The organism is [Clostridium] ammoniilyticum (assembly GCF_025566905.1).
GTDB classification, from domain to species: Bacteria; Bacillota_I; Bacilli_A; order Erysipelotrichales; family Coprobacillaceae; genus Faecalibacillus; species Faecalibacillus intestinalis.
The window spans coordinates 269,263-292,781 of sequence record NZ_JAOQJR010000001.1; the positions used below are offsets into that span (position 1 = coordinate 269,263).

At 29.1% G+C, this 23,519-nt stretch carries 23 protein-coding genes; 17 read left to right on the forward strand and 6 right to left on the reverse strand.

What is annotated here, in order from left to right; all coding sequences use genetic code 11:
- Positions 1 to 615 precede the first annotated feature (615 nt).
- Genes OCV55_RS01355 through OCV55_RS01365 form a run of 3 tightly spaced genes read left to right on the forward strand, consistent with a single transcriptional unit; the run spans position 616 to position 2,741 of the window.
- Positions 616 to 1,233 carry a flavodoxin family protein gene (locus OCV55_RS01355; RefSeq protein ID WP_147579580.1) on the forward strand — a complete coding sequence of 206 codons (618 nt, stop codon included), beginning with the start codon at positions 616 to 618 and terminating at the stop codon, positions 1,231 to 1,233.
- A gap of 1 nt (position 1,234) precedes the next feature.
- Positions 1,235 to 2,041 carry an HAD family hydrolase gene (locus OCV55_RS01360; protein ID WP_147579581.1) on the forward strand — a complete coding sequence of 269 codons (807 nt, stop codon included), beginning with the start codon at positions 1,235 to 1,237 and terminating at the stop codon, positions 2,039 to 2,041.
- 1 nt (position 2,042) lies between these two features.
- Positions 2,043 to 2,741 carry a 16S rRNA pseudouridine(516) synthase gene (locus tag OCV55_RS01365; protein WP_267309757.1) on the forward strand — a complete coding sequence of 233 codons (699 nt, stop codon included), beginning with the start codon at positions 2,043 to 2,045 and terminating at the stop codon, positions 2,739 to 2,741.
- Positions 2,742 to 2,746: 5 nt separating this feature from the next.
- Here OCV55_RS01365 and OCV55_RS01370 read toward each other — a convergent pair whose 3' ends face one another.
- Positions 2,747 to 3,931, reverse strand: a complete 1,185-nt coding sequence (locus OCV55_RS01370; RefSeq protein WP_117849692.1) for an MFS transporter — start codon at positions 3,929 to 3,931, stop codon at positions 2,747 to 2,749.
- A 168-nt stretch (positions 3,932 to 4,099) separates the two neighbouring features.
- Here OCV55_RS01370 and OCV55_RS01375 point away from each other — a divergent pair, with 168 nt between their 5' ends.
- The 5 genes from OCV55_RS01375 (at position 4,100) to OCV55_RS01395 (ending at position 7,891) form a co-directional block, all read left to right on the forward strand.
- On the forward strand, positions 4,100 to 4,891 hold the full coding sequence (locus tag OCV55_RS01375) for an SDR family NAD(P)-dependent oxidoreductase (RefSeq protein ID WP_119363621.1): 792 nt from the start codon (positions 4,100 to 4,102) through the stop codon (positions 4,889 to 4,891).
- A 94-nt stretch (positions 4,892 to 4,985) separates the two neighbouring features.
- Entirely contained in the window at positions 4,986 to 6,224 is a 1,239-nt protein-coding gene (locus tag OCV55_RS01380) for a pyridoxal phosphate-dependent aminotransferase (protein ID WP_119363620.1), read from the forward strand.
- A 22-nt stretch (positions 6,225 to 6,246) separates the two neighbouring features.
- On the forward strand, positions 6,247 to 6,516 hold the full coding sequence (locus OCV55_RS01385; protein WP_032090427.1) for an acylphosphatase: 270 nt from the start codon (positions 6,247 to 6,249) through the stop codon (positions 6,514 to 6,516).
- 9 nt (positions 6,517 to 6,525) lie between these two features.
- A complete protein-coding gene (locus tag OCV55_RS01390) occupies positions 6,526 to 7,503 on the forward strand; it encodes an asparaginase (RefSeq protein WP_032090426.1) in 978 nt (325 codons plus the stop codon).
- Between the two features lie 214 nt (positions 7,504 to 7,717).
- Positions 7,718 to 7,891 (forward strand): type II toxin-antitoxin system HicB family antitoxin, encoded by a 174-nt coding sequence (locus OCV55_RS01395; protein ID WP_267309758.1) that lies wholly within the window; start codon positions 7,718 to 7,720, stop codon positions 7,889 to 7,891.
- A 45-nt stretch (positions 7,892 to 7,936) separates the two neighbouring features.
- Here the strand turns inward: OCV55_RS01395 and OCV55_RS01400 are convergent, their stop codons facing one another.
- Complete coding sequence (locus OCV55_RS01400; RefSeq protein WP_147579583.1) at positions 7,937 to 9,361, reverse strand: alpha-amylase; 1,425 nt, start codon at positions 9,359 to 9,361, stop codon at positions 7,937 to 7,939.
- Positions 9,362 to 9,452: 91 nt separating this feature from the next.
- Between OCV55_RS01400 and OCV55_RS01405 the strand changes: the two genes are divergently transcribed.
- The 4 genes from OCV55_RS01405 to OCV55_RS01420 all read left to right on the forward strand — a co-directional run bounded on the left by OCV55_RS01405 (position 9,453) and on the right by OCV55_RS01420 (position 13,395).
- A complete protein-coding gene (locus OCV55_RS01405) occupies positions 9,453 to 10,751 on the forward strand; it encodes an ATP-binding protein (RefSeq protein ID WP_032090421.1) in 1,299 nt (432 codons plus the stop codon).
- 2 nt (positions 10,752 to 10,753) lie between these two features.
- Positions 10,754 to 11,263 (forward strand): nitroreductase family protein, encoded by a 510-nt coding sequence (locus OCV55_RS01410; protein WP_118469618.1) that lies wholly within the window; start codon positions 10,754 to 10,756, stop codon positions 11,261 to 11,263.
- A gap of 10 nt (positions 11,264 to 11,273) precedes the next feature.
- Positions 11,274 to 11,960 carry a Bax inhibitor-1/YccA family protein gene (locus OCV55_RS01415; RefSeq protein ID WP_267309759.1) on the forward strand — a complete coding sequence of 229 codons (687 nt, stop codon included), beginning with the start codon at positions 11,274 to 11,276 and terminating at the stop codon, positions 11,958 to 11,960.
- Positions 11,961 to 12,030: 70 nt separating this feature from the next.
- A complete protein-coding gene (locus OCV55_RS01420; RefSeq protein ID WP_147579587.1) occupies positions 12,031 to 13,395 on the forward strand; it encodes an MATE family efflux transporter in 1,365 nt (454 codons plus the stop codon).
- A 157-nt stretch (positions 13,396 to 13,552) separates the two neighbouring features.
- Here OCV55_RS01420 and OCV55_RS01425 read toward each other — a convergent pair whose 3' ends face one another.
- The 4 genes from OCV55_RS01425 to OCV55_RS01440 form a co-directional block, all read right to left on the reverse strand.
- The gene (locus OCV55_RS01425) at positions 13,553 to 15,463 is read right to left on the reverse strand and encodes an ABC transporter permease (RefSeq protein ID WP_147579588.1); all 1,911 of its coding nucleotides are present in this window, start codon (positions 15,461 to 15,463) and stop codon (positions 13,553 to 13,555) included.
- A gap of 1 nt (position 15,464) precedes the next feature.
- Positions 15,465 to 16,223: an ABC transporter ATP-binding protein gene (locus tag OCV55_RS01430; protein ID WP_117849712.1), complete on the reverse strand. Its 759-nt coding sequence runs from the start codon at positions 16,221 to 16,223 to the stop codon at positions 15,465 to 15,467.
- A 102-nt stretch (positions 16,224 to 16,325) separates the two neighbouring features.
- The gene (locus tag OCV55_RS01435; RefSeq protein ID WP_147579589.1) at positions 16,326 to 17,297 is read right to left on the reverse strand and encodes a sensor histidine kinase; all 972 of its coding nucleotides are present in this window, start codon (positions 17,295 to 17,297) and stop codon (positions 16,326 to 16,328) included.
- Positions 17,279 to 17,962, reverse strand: a complete 684-nt coding sequence (locus OCV55_RS01440; RefSeq protein WP_147579590.1) for a response regulator transcription factor — start codon at positions 17,960 to 17,962, stop codon at positions 17,279 to 17,281. Before OCV55_RS01440 ends, OCV55_RS01435 begins: the two co-directional genes overlap by 19 nt.
- Before the next feature lie 100 nt (positions 17,963 to 18,062).
- Here OCV55_RS01440 and OCV55_RS01445 point away from each other — a divergent pair, with 100 nt between their 5' ends.
- From OCV55_RS01445 to OCV55_RS01465, 5 genes are all read left to right on the forward strand, one after another.
- Positions 18,063 to 18,392 carry a cupin domain-containing protein gene (locus OCV55_RS01445; RefSeq protein ID WP_022002797.1) on the forward strand — a complete coding sequence of 110 codons (330 nt, stop codon included), beginning with the start codon at positions 18,063 to 18,065 and terminating at the stop codon, positions 18,390 to 18,392.
- 68 nt (positions 18,393 to 18,460) lie between these two features.
- A complete protein-coding gene (locus OCV55_RS01450; RefSeq protein WP_175301013.1) occupies positions 18,461 to 19,855 on the forward strand; it encodes an ROK family protein in 1,395 nt (464 codons plus the stop codon).
- Positions 19,856 to 19,961: 106 nt separating this feature from the next.
- Positions 19,962 to 20,867 carry a quinolinate synthase NadA gene (nadA, locus tag OCV55_RS01455; protein ID WP_119363604.1) on the forward strand — a complete coding sequence of 302 codons (906 nt, stop codon included), beginning with the start codon at positions 19,962 to 19,964 and terminating at the stop codon, positions 20,865 to 20,867.
- Positions 20,868 to 20,876: 9 nt separating this feature from the next.
- Complete coding sequence (locus OCV55_RS01460) at positions 20,877 to 22,904, forward strand: L-aspartate oxidase (protein WP_147579592.1); 2,028 nt, start codon at positions 20,877 to 20,879, stop codon at positions 22,902 to 22,904.
- 22 nt (positions 22,905 to 22,926) lie between these two features.
- A complete protein-coding gene (locus OCV55_RS01465) occupies positions 22,927 to 23,472 on the forward strand; it encodes a transcription repressor NadR (RefSeq protein ID WP_032090410.1) in 546 nt (181 codons plus the stop codon).
- Positions 23,473 to 23,519 lie beyond the last annotated feature (47 nt).

Consider the following 23,519-nt stretch of genomic DNA (forward strand, 5'->3'; position numbering starts at 1 on the left):
TATCTGAAATTCGAGAGGACAATTTATAATAAGAAGTGAACTTCTAGTTTTTCGAACTCAAAAATTTAATATGAAATGAAAAGGTAGAGTGTATAGAGAAATCTATATGCTCTATTTTTTTTGCCCATTTCTAGAAAAAAGTAATAAAAAAACTATTGGCATTTTGTTACTGGAGTTTGAAAACTATCACAATCAGATAAATCAAAGCAAGTTGAAACGCAAGTGTGCTCGTGATTTCATTGAAAGTCTATTAGGTGTTAGGCTTAAAAAATAGTTTTATAAAAATAGGGAGATGTGTTTTGAAACAGGAGGTAAGAGCTATCCTTGATAGATAAGGACAATGCGAAGAAATGGGTTGCTAAAGGGGGATTATCCGAACTTATAACATTTAACGATAACTTTTCAATCGTTAAATAATGTAGTAGATACGATTGACCATACGTACTTATCATATGTAAAAAGGGTAGACGTACTTGCAGTTATGTCGTTCCACATTGAAAATATTATAAGATTTGTGAAATCTTAGTGATTTCTTTTTCTTATATCAAGTTATACAAATAATTATTTGTCATATTATAAAGAGTGATTTACAATAAAAATAGGAGGAAAAAGGAAATGAAAGTATTATTAGTTAATGGAGGACCACATCCTAAAGGGTGTACAAATAGAGCGTTAGAAGAAGTAGAAAAGGCATTAAAGGAAGAAGGAATAGAAACATTGATTTATCATATTCCTAATGTTCCTTTACAAGATTGTATTGCTTGTAATACATGTGCGAAGGCAGGAAAATGTATTTTTGATGATTGTGTTAATGAATTTGTAGAAATGGCAAAAGATGCTGATGGCTTTATCTTTGGAACACCTGTTTATTATGCACATCCAACAGGTAAAATTCAAAGCTTTATGGATCGTGTTTTTTATAGTGCTAAATCTGCATTTGTTCATAAACCAGCAGCTGTGATTTCTTCATCAAGAAGAGCAGGAAGTGTCACAAGTATGGATGTTTTAAACAAGCATTTAAGTATTTCTGAAATGCCTATTGTCACATCAAACTATTGGAATGAAGTGCATGGACATACACCAAGTGATGTTGAACAAGATAGAGAGGGATTAGATACAATGTATGCTTTAGGTAAAAATATGGCTTGGATGTTAAAATGTATTGAAGCTGGTAAAAAAGCAGGAATTGAAGTTCCTCAAAATAAAAAGAGAACGACAAACTTTATTCGTTAAAATGAAAACACTGTATGTTTCTGATTTAGACGGTACGCTTTTAAATAGTCAACAACAAACATCAACTTATACTAATCAAACAATTGAAAAACTTGTTGATCAAGGAATGTTGTTTTCTTATGCAACCGCAAGATCTTATTATTCAGCCAAACCAGCAACCAAAGGCTTAAGTGCAAAAATTCCTTTGATTCTTTATAATGGCGCCTTTATTATTGATAATCAAAGCCAAGAAATTTTAGTATCTAATTTCTTTTTAAAAAAAGAAGTCAATGAGTTAGCTCATTATTTTAATCAAAAAGACTTTTATCCTATTGTTTATGCTTTTATAAATGAACAAGAAAAATTTAGTTACATTTCTAGTAAATCAACGAAACAACAACTAGATTTTATAAGTACACGTAATGATAAAAGAAAAAATCCAGTTGAAAATAATCTCTTTCAAGGCGATGTTTTCTATGTTTCATGTATTGCTTCAAAAAAACAGCTAGAAAGTTTTTATTATGATTTAAAAGATCGATATCAATGCTTATTTTCTAAAGATATCTATAGCCAAGATTGGTGGCTTGAAATCTTACCTAAAAATGCAACCAAAGCGCATGCTATTTTACAATTAAAAGATTATTTAAAATGTGAGAAGGTTGTTGTGTTTGGCGATGGTTTAAATGATTTATCGATGTTTGAAATAGCGGATGAAAGCTATGCGGTAGAAAATGCCTGTGAAGAGCTTAAAGAAAAAGCAACAGGTATTATTGGTCGTCACGACCAAGATGCGGTAGCACGTTGGTTAGAAGAAAATTATAAGGATTAGTATGAAAGATTTATATTATATTTTAATGTACAATAATTTAGGTAATGTTAAAGAATGTAAAACACTTATTAAACATGGTTTGATCCAAGTGAATGGTGTTGTTGAAACCAATTGTAAAAGAAAAATCCAAGAAGAGGATGTTCTTATTTATCAGGGAAAAATGTTAAAGAGTCAACCATTTCATTATCTTATGCTCAATAAACCACAAGGTTATCTTTGTGCCAATAAAGATGAAAAGGAAAAATGTGTTGTTGATTTAATTGATTATCCAGATTGTTTTTGTTTAGGAAGATTAGATCGTGATACGACAGGACTTTTAATTCTTACTAATGATAAAAGTTTAAAGAAATTATTGTTACCACAAAATCATGTAGAGAAGACTTATCTTGTTGAAACAAAAGAAAGACTTAATAAGGAAGATCAAGAAGCTTTTAAAAGGGGAATCATCATTGATAAAAGTATTCAATGTTTACCAGCAAAACTTGAAATTATAGATGATTATCACGGGTATGTGACAATAGAAGAAGGAAAATATCATCAAATCAAAAAGATGTTTTTATCATTGAAGAATGAAGTTGTTTCTTTAAAAAGAATTTCATTTGATGAAATTCTTTTGGATGAAAACTTATCAGAAGGTATGTCACGTCCTTTAAATAAAGAAGAAAGAAATAAGCTCATAAAAAAAGCGGCTCAATATTGAGTCGCTTAAACTTTTTCTGTCGTTAAAATAACAATAACAGCACCGACGATTGATAAGATGACACCAGCAAGTAAAACATGTCCAACACCTAAAGCATCAAGCATAATTCCACCTGCGAAGTTTGCAAATACTCCTGATAAAGTCATTGAAGTTGTAACAAGCGATTGTCCTTTAACACGATCGGCAACAGCAATTTTTTCATTAACATAATAAACAGAGGCTGGAACAAATAAAGCATAGGCAAACATTTGACATACTTGGGCAAGATAAATCATAATCATGTTTGTCGCAAAATATGTAAGTGCATGTTTTACACAGAACATTAAAATTGAAAATTTAATAAGTGTTCCACAATTAATTTTTTCAGACATCTTTGTAAAGAAAGCCATTGTTGGAAGTTCCAACATGGCTGCAACGAAAACAGCATTTCCCATATCAGCACTTGTTCCACCGATATTTGTAATAATTTGAATAAAGAAGTTATTGATAATTGTATGCGCAAAATAGACAAGTACAAAACCAACTAAAAATAAAATAAATTTTTTATATTTCATACAGAACTTACCAAAAGAAAGTTGTTCTGTTTCTTCTTGTTTTGTATCTTCTTTGACTACTTCTTTTTCATAACCTTTTGGTAAAACAAACATTTTAACAACAACAAATAATAAAGCTGTAAAAATAATATAGAATAGAGGTAAAATACCTGGTGAAAAACTTTCGACAACATGTCCTAAAACAAGAGAAGCGATTGCATAAGCTACAGAACCTAATCCACGAGCAAGACCATAGTTGATTTCAATACCATGTTGTTCAAAAACAAAGGCAAGAGAATTCATTAGGGGCATGATTGATGACATGATTGAAAAAATAGTAACTACTAAAAATAAAACAAATAAAGCACTTCCTGGAATTAAATAAAGAATTGCGGATAAAGCAATGACTAATAAAACAATTGGTGCAATGATATTTCGCATTTCAATATTTTTATGATTGTCTGCAAAAGAAGCAAGCATTGGTTGTAATATAACAGCGATAATACTTGAAAGGGCAAGAGCAATACCAATTTGTGAGTTTGTACATCCTTTATCTAATAAAAAGACAGAAGCATAACCCATCATAGAAGCAAAAGCAGCAAAGTAGAAAATTTGGCTACCAGCATACTTCAAGTTTAAACTACGATTTTTTTTCATAAACATTTCCTTCCTTAAATAATAATCATATTGTATGTTTAAATATAAATAACTTATCTATATTCTATCATAAAAAGAATAATTGTAAGCGCTTTTTTATATTATGAAAAAAAGGAGAATATTTTGACTTGCTTCGAAAGAAACTTATAATAGAAGTGGTGATAAAAAATGAAAGAAATAATAATTGTAACTGGAGCAAGTTCAGGTATGGGAAGAGAATTTGCTATGCAAATTGAAAAGAAGTATCAAGTAGATGAAATATGGGTGATTGCTAGAAGAAAAGAAAGATTAGAATGTTTAAAGGAAAAACTACAAACAAAGGTAAAAATTTTTGCTTTAGATTTAACGCAAAAAGAATCTTTTGAAATTATTCAAGAAGCTTTATTTCAAGAAAAACCTAGAGTAAAAGCATTGATTAATTGTTCAGGCTATGGAAAATTAGATCATTATGAAAATATGTCAATTGAAGTTATTGAAAATATGATGAATTTAAATATGCTTGCAGTTGTTAAAATGGTCAATAGTGTTTTACCTTATATGCATAAAAAAAGCTATATTGTCAATCTTGCTTCATGTAGTGGTTATATGCCAATCCCTTATTTAAATATTTATGCTTCGACCAAAGCATTTGTCTTAAGTTATTCAAGAGCTTTAAATGAAGAATTAAAATATCGACAAATTCATGTTTTAGCTATATGTCCTTATTGGGTAGAAACAGAGTTCTTTGATCGTGCAGTTGAAAAAGATAAAAAGCCTGTTGTGATTCGTTATGGAAAAGTTTATAAAGCAAAAGATGTTATTAAAAAAGCTATCAAAGATATGGAAAGTTCTAAGGATGTTTCTTTATATGGAACAATCAATCGAATACAAATCTTAGGAATGAAGATTTTGCCACATCGTTTAGTTAAGAAAATTTGGATGATTTATCAAGAGTTAGATGGAACAAAAGAAATAAGATAAATTGTATTTAATTAAAAAAATCTTTAAAATTAGAGAATTTTTTATTAAAGTATGATAAGATACAAGTAATAATGAATATGAAGAGGTATGTGTGATGAAAAAATTTATTAGAGAAAATATTGATCATCAACCAATTGTTGATAATGTTTTTAAGATTGTAAATCTAGCAAATGATGCAATTGCTAAAAAAGGAAAAGAAAATATTGTCAATGCGACAATTGGTTCATTATATGATGAAGATGGAAATTTAGTTGCATTAGATACCGTATTTAATACGTATAACAGTTTAGATAATAGAACAAAAGCAAAATATGCTTCTAGTTTTAGTGGAAATCCAAACTTTAGAAAACAAGTTTATAATTGGGTCGTACAAGACACAAAACTTGATTTATGTCATAGTGTTATTGGAACACCTGGAGGTTCAGGAGCTGTAAGTTCAACGATTTTAAATGTATTAGACGAAGGTCAAACTTTAATTATTCCTCATATTGCATGGGGTAACTATAAATCAATGGCAACGATTGCTAATTGTAAAGTACAAGCCTATCAAATGTTTGATGGAGATACATTCAATATTACAAGCTTTAAAGAAACTTGTCGTGAAGTAATGGCAAGACAAGGTAAAGTTTTAGCGATTATCAATGACCCATGTCATAACCCAACAGGATATTCTATGACAGTTGAAGAATGGAATCAAGTGATTGATTTTTGTAATGAATTATCAAATGAAGGACCTGTTATTATCTTAGATGATATTGCTTATATTGACTATTCTTATAACTTAGAAAGATCAAGAGATTATATGAATGCATTTAATCGTATGAATGATCAAGTCATGATTGTTGTAGCGTTCTCTTGTTCTAAAACACTTACATCTTATGGTTTAAGATGTGGGGGTGCTGTTATTTTAGCAAGAAATCAAGAAGATGTTCGAGCACTTGAAATCTTAATGGAAAAACATGCAAGAGCTTCTTGGTCAAATATTCCTAATGCAGCAATGGAAAACTTTGTTAAAGTTACAACTGAACATAAAGATGAATTTAACGAAGAAAAAGGAAAATATGTTGATTTATTAAGACAAAGATGTGAAGTCTTTAAAAAAGAAGCAGATGAATGTGGTTTAACTTATTATCCATATAAAGAAGGTTTCTTTGTTACTTTAAAAGTGGAAGATGATGATTTATTAACACGATTCCATGAAGCAATGCTTGCTCAAGATATTTATACAATTAAAGTCAATAAAGGTATTCGTGTTGCTTTATGTTCTTTATCAGTAGAAAAATGCCAAGGACTTGCCTTTAAAATGAAAGAAATTTTAGATAGTTTAAAATAATCGGGGAAACCGGTTATTTTTTATGGAAAGAAGAAAGTATTTATTTAAAGGCAGAGTTCAAGGTGTTGGTTTTCGTTTTCGTTGCTTTTCTATCGCAAATGAATTAAAATTAACGGGGTTTGTAAAAAATGAATATGATGGTTCGGTTTCTATGGAAGTTCAGGGAGAAGGAATGCAAATAGAAAGAATGATTGAAAAGCTCTATCAACAACCATTTATTGAAATAGAACAAATCCATTATCATTTATTAAATATAAAAGAGTATGAAAAATCTTTTGAAATACGATATTAAGGAGGAACTATGAAAACAATTGCTATTGTAGCAACAGGTGGTACAATTGCTGGTACTGGAAAAAAAGGGAAAACTGCAGCATATCATGCAGGAGAAATTGATATTGATTCAATTATTGAAACAATTCCAGAAATCAATGAAGTGGCGCATATTAAAGAATATCAATTAATGAATATTGATAGTAATGAAATGACTCATGAAAAATGGTTGATTTTAAAAAATAATATTGAAGAAATTTTGTCGGATGATACGATTGATGGTGCGGTTGTCACTCATGGAACAGATACTTTAGATGAAACAGCTTATTTTTTAACTTTAACATTAAATACCCCAAAACCTGTTGTTTTAACAGGAGCAATGCGTCCAGCAACAGCAACGAGTGCAGATGGTCCATTTAATCTTTATCAAGCTATTTGTTTAGCTTGTCATGGAGAATCTTATAACCGTGGGGTTCTTGCTTTATTTTCTAATACAATTTATTCAGGAAGAGATATTGAAAAAGTTAATAATTTTAAAATTGATGCCTTTGATCAAAGATCTCTTGGATGTTTAGGATATATGCAAGATCAAGAAGTCTATTTCTATACACAAACAAGTAAGATTCATACGATAAAATCACGTTTTAACAAACGTATTGATTCTATTAAAAGTGTAGCGATTGCTTTTTATTACAGTGGTGCGGATGCTAAAATCTTATATGATCTTGCAAGTGATCATGAAGGGATTGTTATTGCAGGGTCAGGAAGTGGAAATTATAGCCAAGCTTGGTTAAAAGCAATCGAAGAACTTTCTGAAAAGGGTACAATTTTTGTACGTTCTTCACGTATTTCACAAGGAATTGTTTTTGATGATGAAATCTTTGATCCACATCATTTATGTATTTCATCAAATACCTTATCGCCACAAAAAGCGAGAGTTTTATTAATGCTTGCTTTAACACAAACACATGATCGTGATGAAATAAGAGAAATCTTTTTACAATATTAGAAGGAGAAATCCTTCTTTTTTTTAAACATGTATGAAAAGAAGATAGATTTATGGTACACTCTACTTGCAATAGAAATCTGTTAATTGGGCTGGTCGTAAGACCAGGGTCCCTCAATTTGCGGGTAAGACACCCGTTTTTTTTAGGAAAGAATAAATTTTGAGAGGTTTAAGTACAAAAATAATTTCAATGAAAAATATAAGAAGGAGAAAGAGTATGAAATTATATTATCCTGTCATTTTCTTAAAAGAAGATGATGGAAGATATTTGGTTTCATTTTCTGATGTTCCAGAAGCAATAACATGTGGGAATGATTTTGAAAATATTGATGTAAAAGAAACTGTTGTAAAGATTGAATTGAATTTAACTGGATTATATGAAAAAAACTAATTTTATAATTATAAAAAAGAGTAATGAATCAGTAAAACTGAATCATTACTCTTTTACGTATACAGCAAAGTTTTTATCCTCACAATAAAAATCACCGTAACCATCTTCATTAATAAGAACTCTTTGATAACCATTAAAGACATTGACATAATAACAATGACGATCTTCTTTACCAACATACATTGATTTAATACCACCAGTTGAATTCGTCATAATAATAACCATTGCTTTTGTTTCAGTATGTCTTGTCCAACCAATTAAATGAGGATGATCGAAATAATCCTCTTGATTTCCTTCGTTATATTGTTTTCTTAAAGAAAGGAGCTGTTGAAGCATTTCTTTTTTTGAAGAAACATTTTCATAATCAATACCTTCTAAATCACCATAGAAAACACAAGGATACCCTGCTTTTCTTAAAAGAGTTAAACAATAAGCATGTCCTTTAAACCAATCAGGAATGAAAGAAGCTAATGATTGACTTGGTTCCGTATCATGATTATCGACAAAAGTAACTGCATTTGAAGGATACATGGAAACAAGCGTTTGATCAAAAATATGAGAAAAATCATAATTTTCATTATGACTTGCATCGTAAAAATGATAGTGAAGAGGAACATCAAATAAAGACATTTCAAAATTGACTTCTTTTAAATACTTTTCTAAATGATACACATCTCCGTGCCAATACTCACCAACCGTAAATAATTCTTTATTAAAATCGTGATATATTTTTGGCAAGAGGTTTTTATAAAAAGAAGCGGGAATATGTTTAACAGCATCGAGACGTAAGCCATTGATTTTAGTTAAATTTATATACCAATAAAGCCATGAGGTAACTTCTTGAACGGTTTCTTCATTTCCAAAATCTAAATCCGCTCCCATTAAATAATCATAATTGCCATTTTCATCATCGACTTCTTGATCCCAACTTTTTTGATCAAAAAGGAAAATGGTATTACGATGGGTCTTTTCATCATAATCAATCCCATCAAAATGATACCAATGCCAAATAAAATCAGAATATTTTTTATTTCTACCAGGAAAAGTAAAAAGAGTATAGACTTTAATTTGTTCATCACCAGAAATGATTTCATTAGTATTTTGACGATTGACTTCTTTTGCGTTAACAATTTCAGTACCGTCAGCGCCCATTTTATGATTTAAGACAATATCTCCATAAACATCAATTCCTGCTTTTTGAAAAGCTTGAATACACGCTAAATAGTCCTCTTTTGTCCCATATTTTGTTTCAATACTTCCTTTTTGATTAAATTCTCCCAAATCATAAAGATCATAAACACCATAACCATTATCATTGATACCACCAACGCCTTTATAAGCAGGTGGTAGCCAAATAGCTGAAAAACCCATTTCTTTATAAGATTTTACTTTTTCTTGAAGTTGTTTCCAAAGTTTTTCTTCAGGTTTTATATACCAATGAAACCCTTGTAATAAAACACCATTTTCCATTTTTTTCACCTCATTGAAACTATTATACATCATTTTATTTCATTTTCCTAAAAGATGCGGTAAAATAAAGAAAATTAGGGGGATTATATATATGTATGAATTAATATCAAACTTAATTCTTTATGGGAATTTACCAGAGGATGAAATTTTAGTACAACTTGCTAAGTTGTTATCAGATGATGAAAAATCAAATCATGAACTTCGTCAAGAAATTTATGGACAAATAAAAAGATTATTAGAACTTGCAACTCAATATGGATTTAATGATAATTTATGGCATAATTATTTAACTTATTTATTAATGACAAATGAAAATCCATTTAGTATGACTTGTGAAAAACAAGGAGCAAGAGAAGGAACTGTTAATCATTTTGCTTTAAATGATTTTAAAGTATTTTATGATCTTTTCCATTATGATTTTAGGAGTATTGAAAAAGAATTAAATATTGATTGTTTTTCAACACTTGCTGATTATAAAGCTTTATCTAAACCAGAATTGATGTACAATAAGAATGTTTCTTTAAAAGTCCAAGAACTTTCTAAAAAATTAGAAGAAACAAAGAATGAACAAGAATTCTTTGACGTTGTAACGCAATTCTACAAAGATTATGGTGTAGGTATGTTTGGTTTAAATAAAGCCTTTAGAATTGCGACAAGTCATGAAAACTATGTAGAATTAAAACCAATTAATAATATGGATGAAGTTGTTTTAGATGATTTAGTTGGGTATGAAATTCAAAAGAAAAAGTTATTAGATAATACTGTAGCTTTTGTTGAAGGAAGAAAAGCAAATAATGTTTTACTTTATGGGGATAGTGGAACAGGGAAATCAACAAGTATTAAAGCAATTGTAAATGAATTTTATGATCAAGGTTTAAGAATGATTGAAATCTATAAACATCAGTTTAAAGATTTATCAAATATTATTGCGATGATTAAAAATAGAAATTATCGTTTCATTATCTATATGGATGATTTATCATTTGAAGAATTTGAAATTGAATATAAATTCTTAAAAGCAGTAATTGAAGGTGGGGTTGAAACAAAACCTGAAAATATTCTTATTTATGCAACAAGTAATAGAAGACATCTTATTAAAGAAAACTGGTCTGATCGTAATGATGTTGTTCAAGAAAATGGAATGCATCAATCAGATACCATGGAAGAAAAACTTTCATTAGTTAATCGTTTTGGCGTTAAAATCAATTATTCTAAACCAATGAAAAAAGAATTTAATCATATTGTTTTAGAATTAGCGCATAAAAATAATATAGAAATGGATGAAAAAGAACTTTTATTAGAAGCCAATAAATGGGAATTATCTCATGGTGGAACTTCAGGAAGAACTGCTCAACAATTTATCAATTATATTTTAGGATTGGAGAGATAAAAATGGATGCAATCGAAGCACTTACAACAAGAAGAAGTTGTCGTAGTTTTAAACAAGAACAAATTAAAAATGAAGAATTACAAATGATTTTAGCTTGTGGTTTAAATGCCCCTAGTGGTAAAAATAAACAATCAAGTAAAATTGTGGTTGTTCAAAATCAAGAAGAAATCAAAGAACTTTCAAAACTTAATGCGATTATTTTTGGAAAAGATGTTGATCCTTTTTATGGGGCACCAACAGTATGTTTTATCTTTGTCCCAAAAGATGAAAGTAATGGTATAAAAGATGGTTCATTAGTGATTGGTGCTATGCAAACAGGAGCTTATGCTTTAAATATAGGTTCTTGTTGGATCAATCGTTGTAAAGAAATGTTTGAGTTAGAAAAGGGACAACAATATCTTCAAAAATGGCATTTAGAAGATTATGTTGGTGTTGGTTGTTGTATTTTAGGATATGTTGAAAAAGCTTTACCTGAAAAGAAAATTTTAGAAAATCGTATTATTCAAGGATAGGAGAATGAATATGGATAACAAAACTTATGAATATGTTGAAGATCGTTCAATGACGATACAACAATACATTAACAATATTTTTAAATGGATGATTATAGGTGTTTTAACAACTTTTGTGACGGCTTTTGCTTTAGAAAAATCATCATTTATGTCTTATGCAGGAATGCTTCCTTTCATTTTAATTATTTTTCAATTTGCGGTTGTTATTAGTTTATCAAGACGTTTAATGACAATGAAACCAATTACGGCAAAAGTTCTTTATATGATCTATTCAGTCATTACTGGTGTGACATTTTCTTATGTTATTGCAAGCTATACTTCCTTTAGTGTTGCACTGGCTTTTTTAGTAGCAGCTATTTACTTTGGTGTGCTTGTTGTACTAGGAACAGTGATTAAAATGGATCTAACAAGAATTGGAACAATCTGTTTAGCAGGATTATTTGTTTATATTATTTTTTCAGTTATTGTGATGATTTTTCATTTAGGTGTGGGAACACTTATTATGCCACTTATTTCACTTGCATTATTTGCAGGAATTACGGCATATGATATGCAAAAATCATTACAACTTTATAATTATGCTTCATCTAATCCAGAAATGTTAGAAAAATTAAGTATTTATGGAGCATTTAATCTTTATTTAGACTTTGTTAATATCTTCTTAGATATTCTTCAATTATTAGGAGATAATAAATAACCAAAAGAGCGAAAGCTCTTTTTTTTAAATGCAAAATCGATTATAATGTCTTTTACACATAGGAGGGAATATGAAAAAACTAATTGGAAGTAAAGGATTTTATAAAATGGTTCTTGCGATTTGTATACCCATTGTTATTCAAAATGGTTTTACAAATCTTGCAAGTTTATTAGATAATATTATGATTGGACAATTAGGAACACTTTCTATGTCAGGAGTTTCTATTACTAATCAATTATTACAAGTATTTAATGTCACGATTTTTGGCGCTATGTCAGGTCCAGGAATCTTTATGGCACAGTTTTATGGAAAGAAAAATAAAGAAGGAGTGGAGAATTGTTTTAGGATCAAATTGATTATAGGAATTATAATTGCACTGCTAGCTATTTTTTTATTCTATACATTTGGACAACAATTGATTTCTTTATATTTAAATGATAATCCGCAAGATAGTTTAAAAACTTTAAATTATGGAATGGATTATTTAAAAATTATGCTCATTGGACTGATTCCTTTTGTAATTACACAAGTTTATTCATCGTCACTTAGAGAAACAGGAAATACGGTTTTACCAATGATTGCGAGTGTGGTCGCCGTGATTGTCAATTTCTGTATTAATTATATTTTGATCTTTGGACATTTTGGATTTCCACAATTAGGGGTTTCAGGCGCGGCGATTGGAACGGTTGTTTCTCGTGTGATTGAAATGAGTATTAATATTATAGGGGGTTCTCGAAATCTTTATTTAAAAGATGCTATTAAGATGAAGAAAGTTCCTTTTGATACAACTAAAGAAATGTTGAAAAGAGGATTACCTCTTTTATGTAATGAAATCTTATGGTCTATTTCTATTGCTTTGATTTCTCAAAGCTATTCTACAAGAGGACTTGTTGCTGTTGCAGCGATTAATATTACCACAACCGTTACTAATTTCTTTATGATTGTTTGTTATGCTATGGGAAATTCTATTTCAATTGTTGTTGGACAACAACTTGGTGCAGGTGAAATTGAAAGAGCGAAAGATTATGATTTGAAAATGGTGTTTATGAACTTTATCATGTGTTTTACGTTGGCTGTTGTTTTATTTAATGTTTCTATTTATATTCCACAAATTTATAACACATCTGTAGAAGTAAAAAATCTTGCAACATCTTTACTTAAAGTAGCAGCATGTATGCTACCTGTTATTTCTGTTTATTATAGTAGTTATTTTACTATGCGAGCAGGTGGAAAAACGTTTTTAACATTCTTATTTGATAGTGGTTATACATTTGTCTTTACTTTTATGGCTGCTTTATTACTAACAAGGCTAACAAGTCTACCAATTCTTATAATTTATATACTTGTTCAATGTGTTGATATTCCTAAGGCAACACTAGGTCTTATTCTTGTAAGAAAAGGAATATGGGTACATAATATTGTTAATGATTTATAGGGCTATTGTGTATAAATACACAATATGTTATCGTTCTTGTAGAAAGACCATGTTTTAGTTGGACATAAATCGGAGAACCAGAGCCTTAGTTGGATAAACAGAGAAATTTTCTCTGTTTTTTTATTATAAAAGCGAACTTGTTAAGTCCGCTTTAGATTTATCTTTTAACAATACGATAATAGGCCTTAGAAGTCATCAAATAAACAATCGTATAAATAATAATGAGACCTGCAATGCAACCAGTAGTTGAAATAAGATAAACGTTTTCATTACATTCTAGTAATCCTTTTAAAATACGAAGGATTAAAGGATAGGCAAAGGCTAAATGAATGATGGCAACAATCAATGGAACAAAGAAGAAAATCAATACTTGGAATTGAATCGTCTGTTTAACTTCTTTTTGTGACATACCAACATTTTGTAAGATTTCAAATTTATTTTGATCTTCAAATCCTTCAGAAATTTGTTTATTATAAATAATTACGATTGCTGCTACTAAGAACATCATTGATAGAAAAATTCCAATAAATAATAATGAACCATATAATTCATAAATAACATCAATATCTTCATAACTATTTTGTATACTTACATAATATTTATTTCCTAAGTAATTATAATCTTTATGAATAATAGCAGTAGTTACTTCATCTACAACTTTTTTACTTGCATTAAAACCTATGAAATAACTTTTTGATTTAAGCTTATAGTTATTTAAAGCACTTTGATTGATTACTATTGAGATATTATTTGGAGCAAAACAATTATTTGCTTGAAGTTGGCGATTTTTAATTTGTCCTTTTATAGTATAAGGAATATTCTCTAATGAAATGGTATGATCATTATAACCTTCATAACTATAAAGATAAGCTTCATTATTATTTAAAGATAAATTTTGATTAAAATAATGATTATAATCCTCCAAAGAAATAAGATTAATAGAAGCTAAATGATTATAGTCATAATCATTTAGATGTACTTTATTTTTCTTTAAACTTCCTGTGTAATTATAATAAGAAAGAGCATAAAGAGAATCATATTTTTTATTTTTTAATAATCCTTTAACATCTTCATAGACTTGGTCTGGATAATCCGAATCAGTTACAGTAATAGTTCCATCCATGTAATATTGTCTTTTGATACTGTCTTGAATACCCTTATATAAACAAATTGTTGAAGAAAGTGTCACTAAAACACAAGTACATAAAATACAAATATTAGCAAGACCAACAGCATTTTGTTTCATACGATATAAAAGACCTGAAATAGAAGTAAAGTGTGTTGGTTGATAATAAAAGTTTCTTCTTGATTTTAAGAACTTTAATAAAGCAATACTTCCTGCTGTAAATAAACAATACGTACCAATCATGACTAAAATAACAGCAACAAAGAATAAAGCCATAGCTTGCATAGGATCGGTAATGGACAAAGCAATATAATAACCTGCACCTAAAGCAATAACCCCTAAAAGTGTTAAAAAGATTTTTGTTTTAGGTTCTTTTTCACCAATATTCTGTCCTTTTAAAAGTTCAATGGGATTACTTCTAACAACAACAGAAATATTATAAATAAGTGATAAAAAGAAAATAATACTGAAAATAATAATCGTTTTTATAAAAGCATCTATTGAAAAAATAAGAGAAAAATGAATACTTTTATGAATGATTCTTAAAATAATGACAGATGTAATTTGTGAAAGAAGCATTCCAATAACAATACCACTTACAAGAGAAATAAGAGCAATAACGATAGTTTCTAATAACATCATAGAACGTACATTTCTTTTTTCCATTCCTAATATATGATAAAGACTGATTTCTTTTTTTCGATTCTTTATCACAAAACTATTGGTATAAAATAAGAAAATCAAAGAGAAGAGGGCAATCACATAGCCTCCTAAATTTAAAAACATAGTAATTGAATCTTGACCCTTTAAAGTAGGACTATTTCCTACAGTTTTAATAATGAAATAAAGGGCGATAGAGAAAATAGTAGAAATAAAGTAAGAACTATAAAGCTTTTTATTCTTTTTGATATTTCCTAAAGCCAATTTTAAATAAAATTTCATTTTATTGACCTCCCGAAAGAAGCATTGTTAGAGTATCGCTAATAGCTTGATACATTTCTTGATTAGACATATCTCCTTTATAAAGTTGATGGAAGATTTGTCCGTCTTTAATAAATAAGACACGACTGGCATAACTAGCTGCTTTACTACTATGAGTAACCATTAAAATTGTTTGTCCACTTTGATGAATTTGATCAAAAATAGATAAAAGTTGATCGGTTGATTTTGAATCAAGAGCACCTGTGGGTTCATCGGCTAAAATAATTTTAGGATGGGTAATTAAGGCTCTTGCAACCGCAACTCTTTGTTTTTGACCACCAGATATTTCGTAAGGATATTTTTCTAATAAATGATTAATTCCTAATGGTCTTGCAAGTTTTTCTAGTTTTGGTTTCATTAAAGCATAGGGTTCTTTTGATAAAACAAGAGGTAAATAGATATTGTCAGCGACATTAAAAGTATCTAATAAGTTAAAATCTTGAAAAACAAAGCCAAGATTATCTCGTCTAAAAGCTGAAATATGTTTATCAGAGATTTTTGTAAGATCTTTTCCATCTAATAAAACCTCTCCACTTGTTGGTTTATCTAATGAAGCAAGAATATTTAAGAGTGTTGTTTTTCCACTTCCAGATTCACCCATAATGGCGATATATTCTCCTTCTTCAACATCAAAAGAAACATCTTTTAAAGCTTCTACCTTTTGGCTTGAAAAACGCGTTGAATAAATTTTTTGTAAATGTTTAACGTTTAATAATGACATTTTTGTGTCCTCCTTTTTACACACTTATTGTATTCTACTTCTAAAATATGACCTATCGATTTATCTTACAAGTAAGTAAAATAATCTTACATTTTTGTAAGATTATTCAATAAATATTTCTTTTTTACTAAAATCAAGACAAACAGTTGTTCCTTGACCTACCTTTGATTCAATAGAAATCAAATGACCCAATTGATTAAAAATATTTTTACATAAATAAAGACCTAAACCACTGGCTTTTTTATCATTTCTTCCTTGAAAACCTGTAAATCCTTTTTCAAAAACACGTGGCAGATCACTTTCTTTAATACCAATACCACTGTCTTGAATATAAAGCTTTTCACCTTCATTATAAAAAGTAATACTTCCTTCTTTCGTATATTTTAAAGCATTAGAAAGAACTTGTTCAATGACAAAACCACTCCATTTTTCATCTGTTAAGATTTGTAGGTCTTTAATTTGATAATCTACTTTTAAATTTTTTTGAAAGAAAAAGAGTGATTGTTTTTTGATTTCTTGACTAACAAGATGATCTAAAGAAACTTTTTGAAAAGAAAGATCATGGTGAATAGAATCTAAACGTACATATTGTAAAGCCATATTGACATATTGTTCTATTTTTAAAAGTTCTACAAGCATTTTTTTATCTGGGTAATCATTTTGAATGATGAGTTTTAATCCAGCAATAGGAGTTTTGATTTGATGGACCCATTTTGTATAATAATCTATCGTGTTATTGTATTTTTGTTGATTTTCTTGTTTAAGTTGAAATATCTTTTTTTGTAATATTTGAAGCATTTCTTGATACGTTTTTTCTTCAAGATAGCTTTCTTGAGGTAAATTATCAAACAATTCAGGATTGTCTTTTAAATAAATCAAATATTGATGATGTTGTCTGTATTTTCTATAATCAAGTAAAAAATAAAGAAGGATGATAGAAAAATAGAGACTTAACATATAAATAATTAAATCTGAAATCATTTGACATATCATTAAAACAACAAAAGTACATAAGACAAACAACAAATAAAGAAGATAGACGGGATATGTTTTCTTTAAATAGTCTTTAAACATAATAAATAACCTAATCCTTTCTTAGTATGAATAAAATCATGTAAACCAATATCTTCTAATTTCTTTCTTAAACGATTCATATTAACACTTAAAGTATTATCATCAATAAATTGGTGATCATCCCATAAATGATTCATTAAATCAATACGAGAAACAATCACTTCCGCATGTTCAAATAAATATTCTAAGATTTTTAATTCATTTTTAGTTAGAATAAGTTCCTTTTGTTGATAAGTGATTTTTCCAGCTAAGATATCTAAATGAACATCTTGATAAGTTAACAAATGAAAATCTTTAGAAAAACTATAAGTTCTTCTAAGAATCGCTTGTAATTTAGCTTGTACAACCTGCAAATCAAAAGGTTTATTAATAAAATCATCACCACCCATATTCATTGCTAAAACAATATTCATATTTTCATTAGCGGAAGAAATAAAAACAATAGGGACTTGTGAGATTTTCCGAATTTCTTGACACCAATAATAACCATCAAAAAAAGGAAGATGGATATCTAATAAAACAAGATCAGGTCGAAACTCTAAAAATTCATCTAAAACATGTTCAAAATCTTCTATATATTGAACATCATAATGATATTTTTCAAAATGTTTTTGTAAGCCTTTTGCGATAATAAAATCATCTTCAACAATTAATAATTTATACATAAGATCACCTTCTTTTAATATTATATAGAAAATCATGCAATTCGTCATCTTACATTTCTGTAAGATATGTTATAATGAAAAGCGATTGGGGGATATAAAAATGATTTTTGAATATGATGAAAATAATTTAGACAAATTTGAAAACTTTAAAGGTGGCGAAAAATACATTGAAGCAAAAATGTATTTTGATGGTTTGAATCGTTTTATGATTGGACATATTCCAACTGGTGGAAGTGTTGGAGAACATGTTCATGAAACAAACAGTGAGGTGATTTATGTCATCTCTGGTAATGGTTATGTTATTTATGATGGACAAAGAGAAGAACTTCATAAAGGAAGCGTTCATTATTGTCCTAAAGGTCATAAACATACAATGGTCAATGATCATGAAGAAGACCTTGTTTATTTCGCAGTTGTACCTGAACAATAATTCTTGATTATTATCAAGAATTTTAATTTTTGGATGAAAAAATGTATAAAAAAAAAGAGGTGAGGACGATGGATTCTTTTTTAAAAGAGATTGATACAGAACTTTTAAAGAGATGGCTGTTGAATCAAAATGAAGATGATTGGGATGTCAAAGAAGTAAATGATAATATTGTGATTGAAACAAAATATGGTTTAGGATTCATTAATTTTTATCCTGATTGTATTATTGAACTCGATGTTGAAAATAAGATGACTAAAGAAAAAGTCTTCTTTATTCATTTTCAAATGAATAATTTTCATCACGCTTTAGGTTTACTTTATGACATGCGTCTTTGTTTACAAAGGTTGACAACTTCTAAAAAAACAAAAGTACTTCTTTCGTGTACAAGTGGACTTACTACAGGTTTCTTTGCGGAAAAATTAAATGAGGGTGTACAGCTTCTAAATAAAGATTTTGAATTTAATGCTGTTTCTTATGGGAATCTTTATGACATGGCGAAAGATTATGATGTTATTCTACTAGCACCACAAGTATCATTTCGTTTATCTGAAGTAGAAGGAGTCTTAAAAAATAAGCGTGTTTATGCTTTATCACCTGCATTATTTGGAAAATATGATGTGGGAAATACGATTACTTTTTTAGAAGATGAGCTTTATAAAGAAAAAGAAGTTCAAAGTCAACAAGAAAATCCTTTACCTATTAAACAAATGTTGAAAGCTCATCAACAAGTTTTAGCACTTGCTTTTATTCAATTAGATCAAAAAGTAAGACTTGTAAGTCGTCTTTATGATGAAAATAATATGATTTTAGAAGATTTTGAAGTCTACAAAAACACTATTTCAGTCGATGATATTGTTGATTTAATTAATACGATTTTATATGGATATCCTGATATAGAACTCATTAGTCTTTCACTACCTGGGGTTGTTTATAATGGGGTAGTAACTTTAAAAAAATATGGCTTGAATGAATGTCATTTACAAGCTTTTCTTGAAGAAAAATATAGTCAAAAGATTGTCATTAATAATGATGTTAATACAATTGTGATGGGATATTTTGCTTCACAAGATGACTATGAATCTGTTTCATTCCTTTATCAAGCACGTATTGGTGGAACGGGAGGAGTAGGACATATTCATCGAGGACATTTAATTAAAGGAAGGCATAATATTGCGGGTGAAATTCAGTATTTACCGATTTCTTTTAGTGAGAATTATCAAGAAATCAAAAAAACTCCAGAAGGAGCTCTTGAATGGACAATGAAGTATTGTTTAGGGATTACTTCGATGGTGGCACCGGATGCAATCATTATTTATAATCGGTTGATTTCTAAAAGTGATGATGTAAAAAAAGAAATGGAAAAATATATGCCAAAGAGTTATATCCCTGATTTGATTAAGATTGAAAGCTTAAAGGAATATATGTTGATTGGATGTATTTTATTAGGGTTAAAAGAAATGTAAGAGGTATCTTTGAAAAAAGATATCTTTTTTATATTTATTTTTGACAACTGTCTTGTCAGGTGTAAACAAAAGGAGTATACTCTCCTCGAGAAAAGGGAGAAGTTATATGGATAATATAGAAAAAATTAAAAAGTTAAAAGAAGAAAAAAATGCGATTATTTTAGCACATTATTATGTAGATGAAGAAGTGCAAAAGATTGCTGATTATATTGGAGATTCATTTTATCTTGCTAAAGTTGCAAGTCAAACAGAAGCTGATCGTATTGTTTTTGCAGGTGTTGAATTTATGGGGGAAAGTGCCAAAATCTTAAATCCAAATAAAAAGGTTTTAATGCCTGATGCTTTTGCGGATTGTCCAATGGCACATATGATTACAATTAAAGAAATTAAAGAGATGAGAGAAAAATATGATGATTTAGCAGTTGTTTGTTATATTAATTCGACAGCTGAAATCAAACAATATGCGGATGTCTGTGTGACATCTTCAAATGCGATAAAAATCGTTAAAGCATTACCACAAAAAAATATTTTCTTTATACCAGATCAAAACTTAGGAGATTTTGTAAGAAGACAAGTCCCTGAAAAAAATGTGATGACAAATTATGGACATTGTCCTCGTCATACCAATATTACTTTGGATAAATTAAATGAAGTGAAACAAAAATATCCAGAGGCTAAAATTGCAGTGCATCCAGAATGTAAAAGAGAAATCGTTGAAGCTGCTGATTTTGTAGGAAGTACTTCTGCCATTATTGATTATGTTGTTCAAACAGAAGCGAAAGATTTTATTATTGGGACAGTAGATGGTGTTTTTGCGAAAATCAAAGAATTAGCACCAAATAAAAATTTACACACTATTATGGATGTACAAGTTTGTCCAAATATGAAAAAAGTGACATTAGAAAAAATCGTTGATGTTTTAGAAAATGATACAAATGAAGTGATTTTAAATGATGACTTTATGCAAAAAGCATTAAGTCCACTTAAAAAAATGTTAGAACTTGCAAAATAGGAGTAGAATATGAAAACAGATGTATTAATAGTAGGAAGTGGATGTTCAGCCCTTTATATGGCTTTACATTTACCAGAAGATTTAAATATTTTAATGGTTACTAAAAAAGAAGCGGAATTAAGTGATTCATTTTTAGCACAAGGTGGAATCTGTATGCTTAGAAATGAAGATGACTATGATAGTTATTTTGAAGATACGATGAAAGCAGGTCATTATGAAAATGATGCTTATTCAGTTGAATTAATGATTAAATCATCACCAGATGTTATTCATGATTTAATTAATTATGGGGTTGATTTTGAAAGAAATGAAGACGGAAGCCTTGCTTTTACAAGAGAAGGGGCTCATAGCCAAAAACGTATTCTTTATCATGAAGATATTACAGGTAAAGAAATTACGAGACATTTATTAGAAAAAGTAAGACAAAAAAAGAATGTGACACTTTTAGAAAATACACCTCTTGTTGATTTAATTGTTCGAGGAAATGTTGCTTTAGGTGGTGTGATTAAAAGAAATAATCAAGAAGAAAAAGTTTATGCTAAAAAAGTTGTTTTAGCGACAGGAGGAATCGGTGGACTTTATAAACATTCTACAAATTATCCTCATTTAACTGGAGACGGCATTGAACTTTCTAAAAAATATCAAATCGAACTTAAAAACTTAGATTATGTACAAATTCATCCAACAACTTTATATACAACAGATCATGAAAGAAGTTTTTTGATTTCTGAATCTGTTCGTGGTGAAGGAGCTATTCTTTTAGATAAAAATGGAAATCGTTTTGTCAATGAACTTCTTCCAAGAGATGTTGTGGCAGAAGCTATTTTTAAACAAATGGAAAAAGATCAAACAGATTATGTTTATGAAGATTTAAGACCAATTGGTAAAGAAGAAATCGAAAGTCATTTTCCTCACATTGTTGAACATTGTAAAGAAAAAGGATATGACGTTTTTGAAGAACCTATTCCTGTTGTACCTGCACAACATTATTTCATGGGTGGTATTAAAGTAGACTATGATAGTCATACCAGTATGAAACATTTATATGCTATTGGAGAAACAGCATGTAATGGTGTTCATGGAAAAAATAGACTTGCAAGTAATTCACTTTTAGAAAGTCTTGTTTTTGCTAAACGTGCTGCCAAACGTATTGAAAAAAGTTTAAAGGAGAGAGCTCATTATATGTTTGATCAAACAACTTTAAAATTAAATGTAGACCCACTTATTATCAGTGCTTTAAAAGAAGATATTACTAGTGAAGATGTTTCTACAAATAGTGTTATGCCTTTTTCTAAAACAGGTGTCGTTGATTTAATTTGTAAAGAAGATGGTATTATTTGTGGATTACAAATATTTGAACGCACTTTTGAATTATTAGATGAAGCGTGTGATGTTGAATTTTTTGCAAGTGATGGCGACCATGTAGAAAAAGGGCAACTTTTAGGACGTGTCAAAGGGGATGTTCGTATTTTATTAAGTGGAGAACGTGTTGCTTTAAATTATTTACAAAGAATGAGTGGAATTGCCACTTATACAGCGAATGTTCAAGAATATTTAAAAGATTCTTCTATTCGTTTATTAGATACTCGTAAGACAACACCAAATAATCGTATTTTTGAAAAATATGCAGTAAGAGTTGGTGGTGGACATAATCATCGATATAATTTAAGTGACGGTGTCTTATTAAAAGATAATCATATTGGTGCTGCTGGTGGAGTCAAAGAAGCCATTATGCTTGCTAAAGAATATGCACCATTTGTTAGAAAAATTGAAATTGAAGTAGAAAATATGGAAATGGTCAAAGAAGCAGTAGAAGCAGGTGCAGACATTATCATGCTAGATAATATGGATGATGATATGTTAAAAGAAGCTATTGCTTATATTGATCATCGTGCTGAAATTGAAGTTTCAGGAAATGTCACAAAAGAAAACATTGTAAGACTTACAAATTTAGGAGTAGATTATGTTTCAAGTGGTGCTCTAACACATTCTGCACCAATATTAGACCTTTCATTGAAGAATTTACATGTGCTATAATATCAATTAAGGAGGGCGAGTTATGGATGGAAATAAAAGAAGACAAGCCATTATTGATATTTTAAAAAACAGTTTACAACCTGTATCAGGAACATATTTAGCGAAAACCCTCCAAGTAAGTCGACAAGTCATTGTTCAAGACATTGCTTTACTTCGTGCTGGTGATTATGATATTTATTCAACACATAAAGGATATGTTTTAAATACACAAAAAGTTTGTAAACGTATTTTTAAGGTACATCATGATGATAATGAAGTAGAAAAAGAACTTTCTTTAATTGTTGACTTAGGTGGTTATGTTGAAGATGTCTTTGTTTATCATAAAGTTTATAATATTGTAAAAGCAACATTAAATATTGCCTCAAGAAGAGATATTAAAAATTATATGACAAATCTACAAACAGGACATTCAAGCTTACTAAAAAATGTCACATCAGGATATCATTATCATACAGTTCATGCAGACAATGAAGAAATTCTCGATGAAATTCAAGAAGAACTTCAAAAAGCTGGATTTCTTGCACAGTTACAAGAATATGAACCTGTTGATTTTTGGAAAGATAAATAAAATAAAAAGCGTCAATAGTTGTGTAGTGCACTGAAATAGTTGGACTA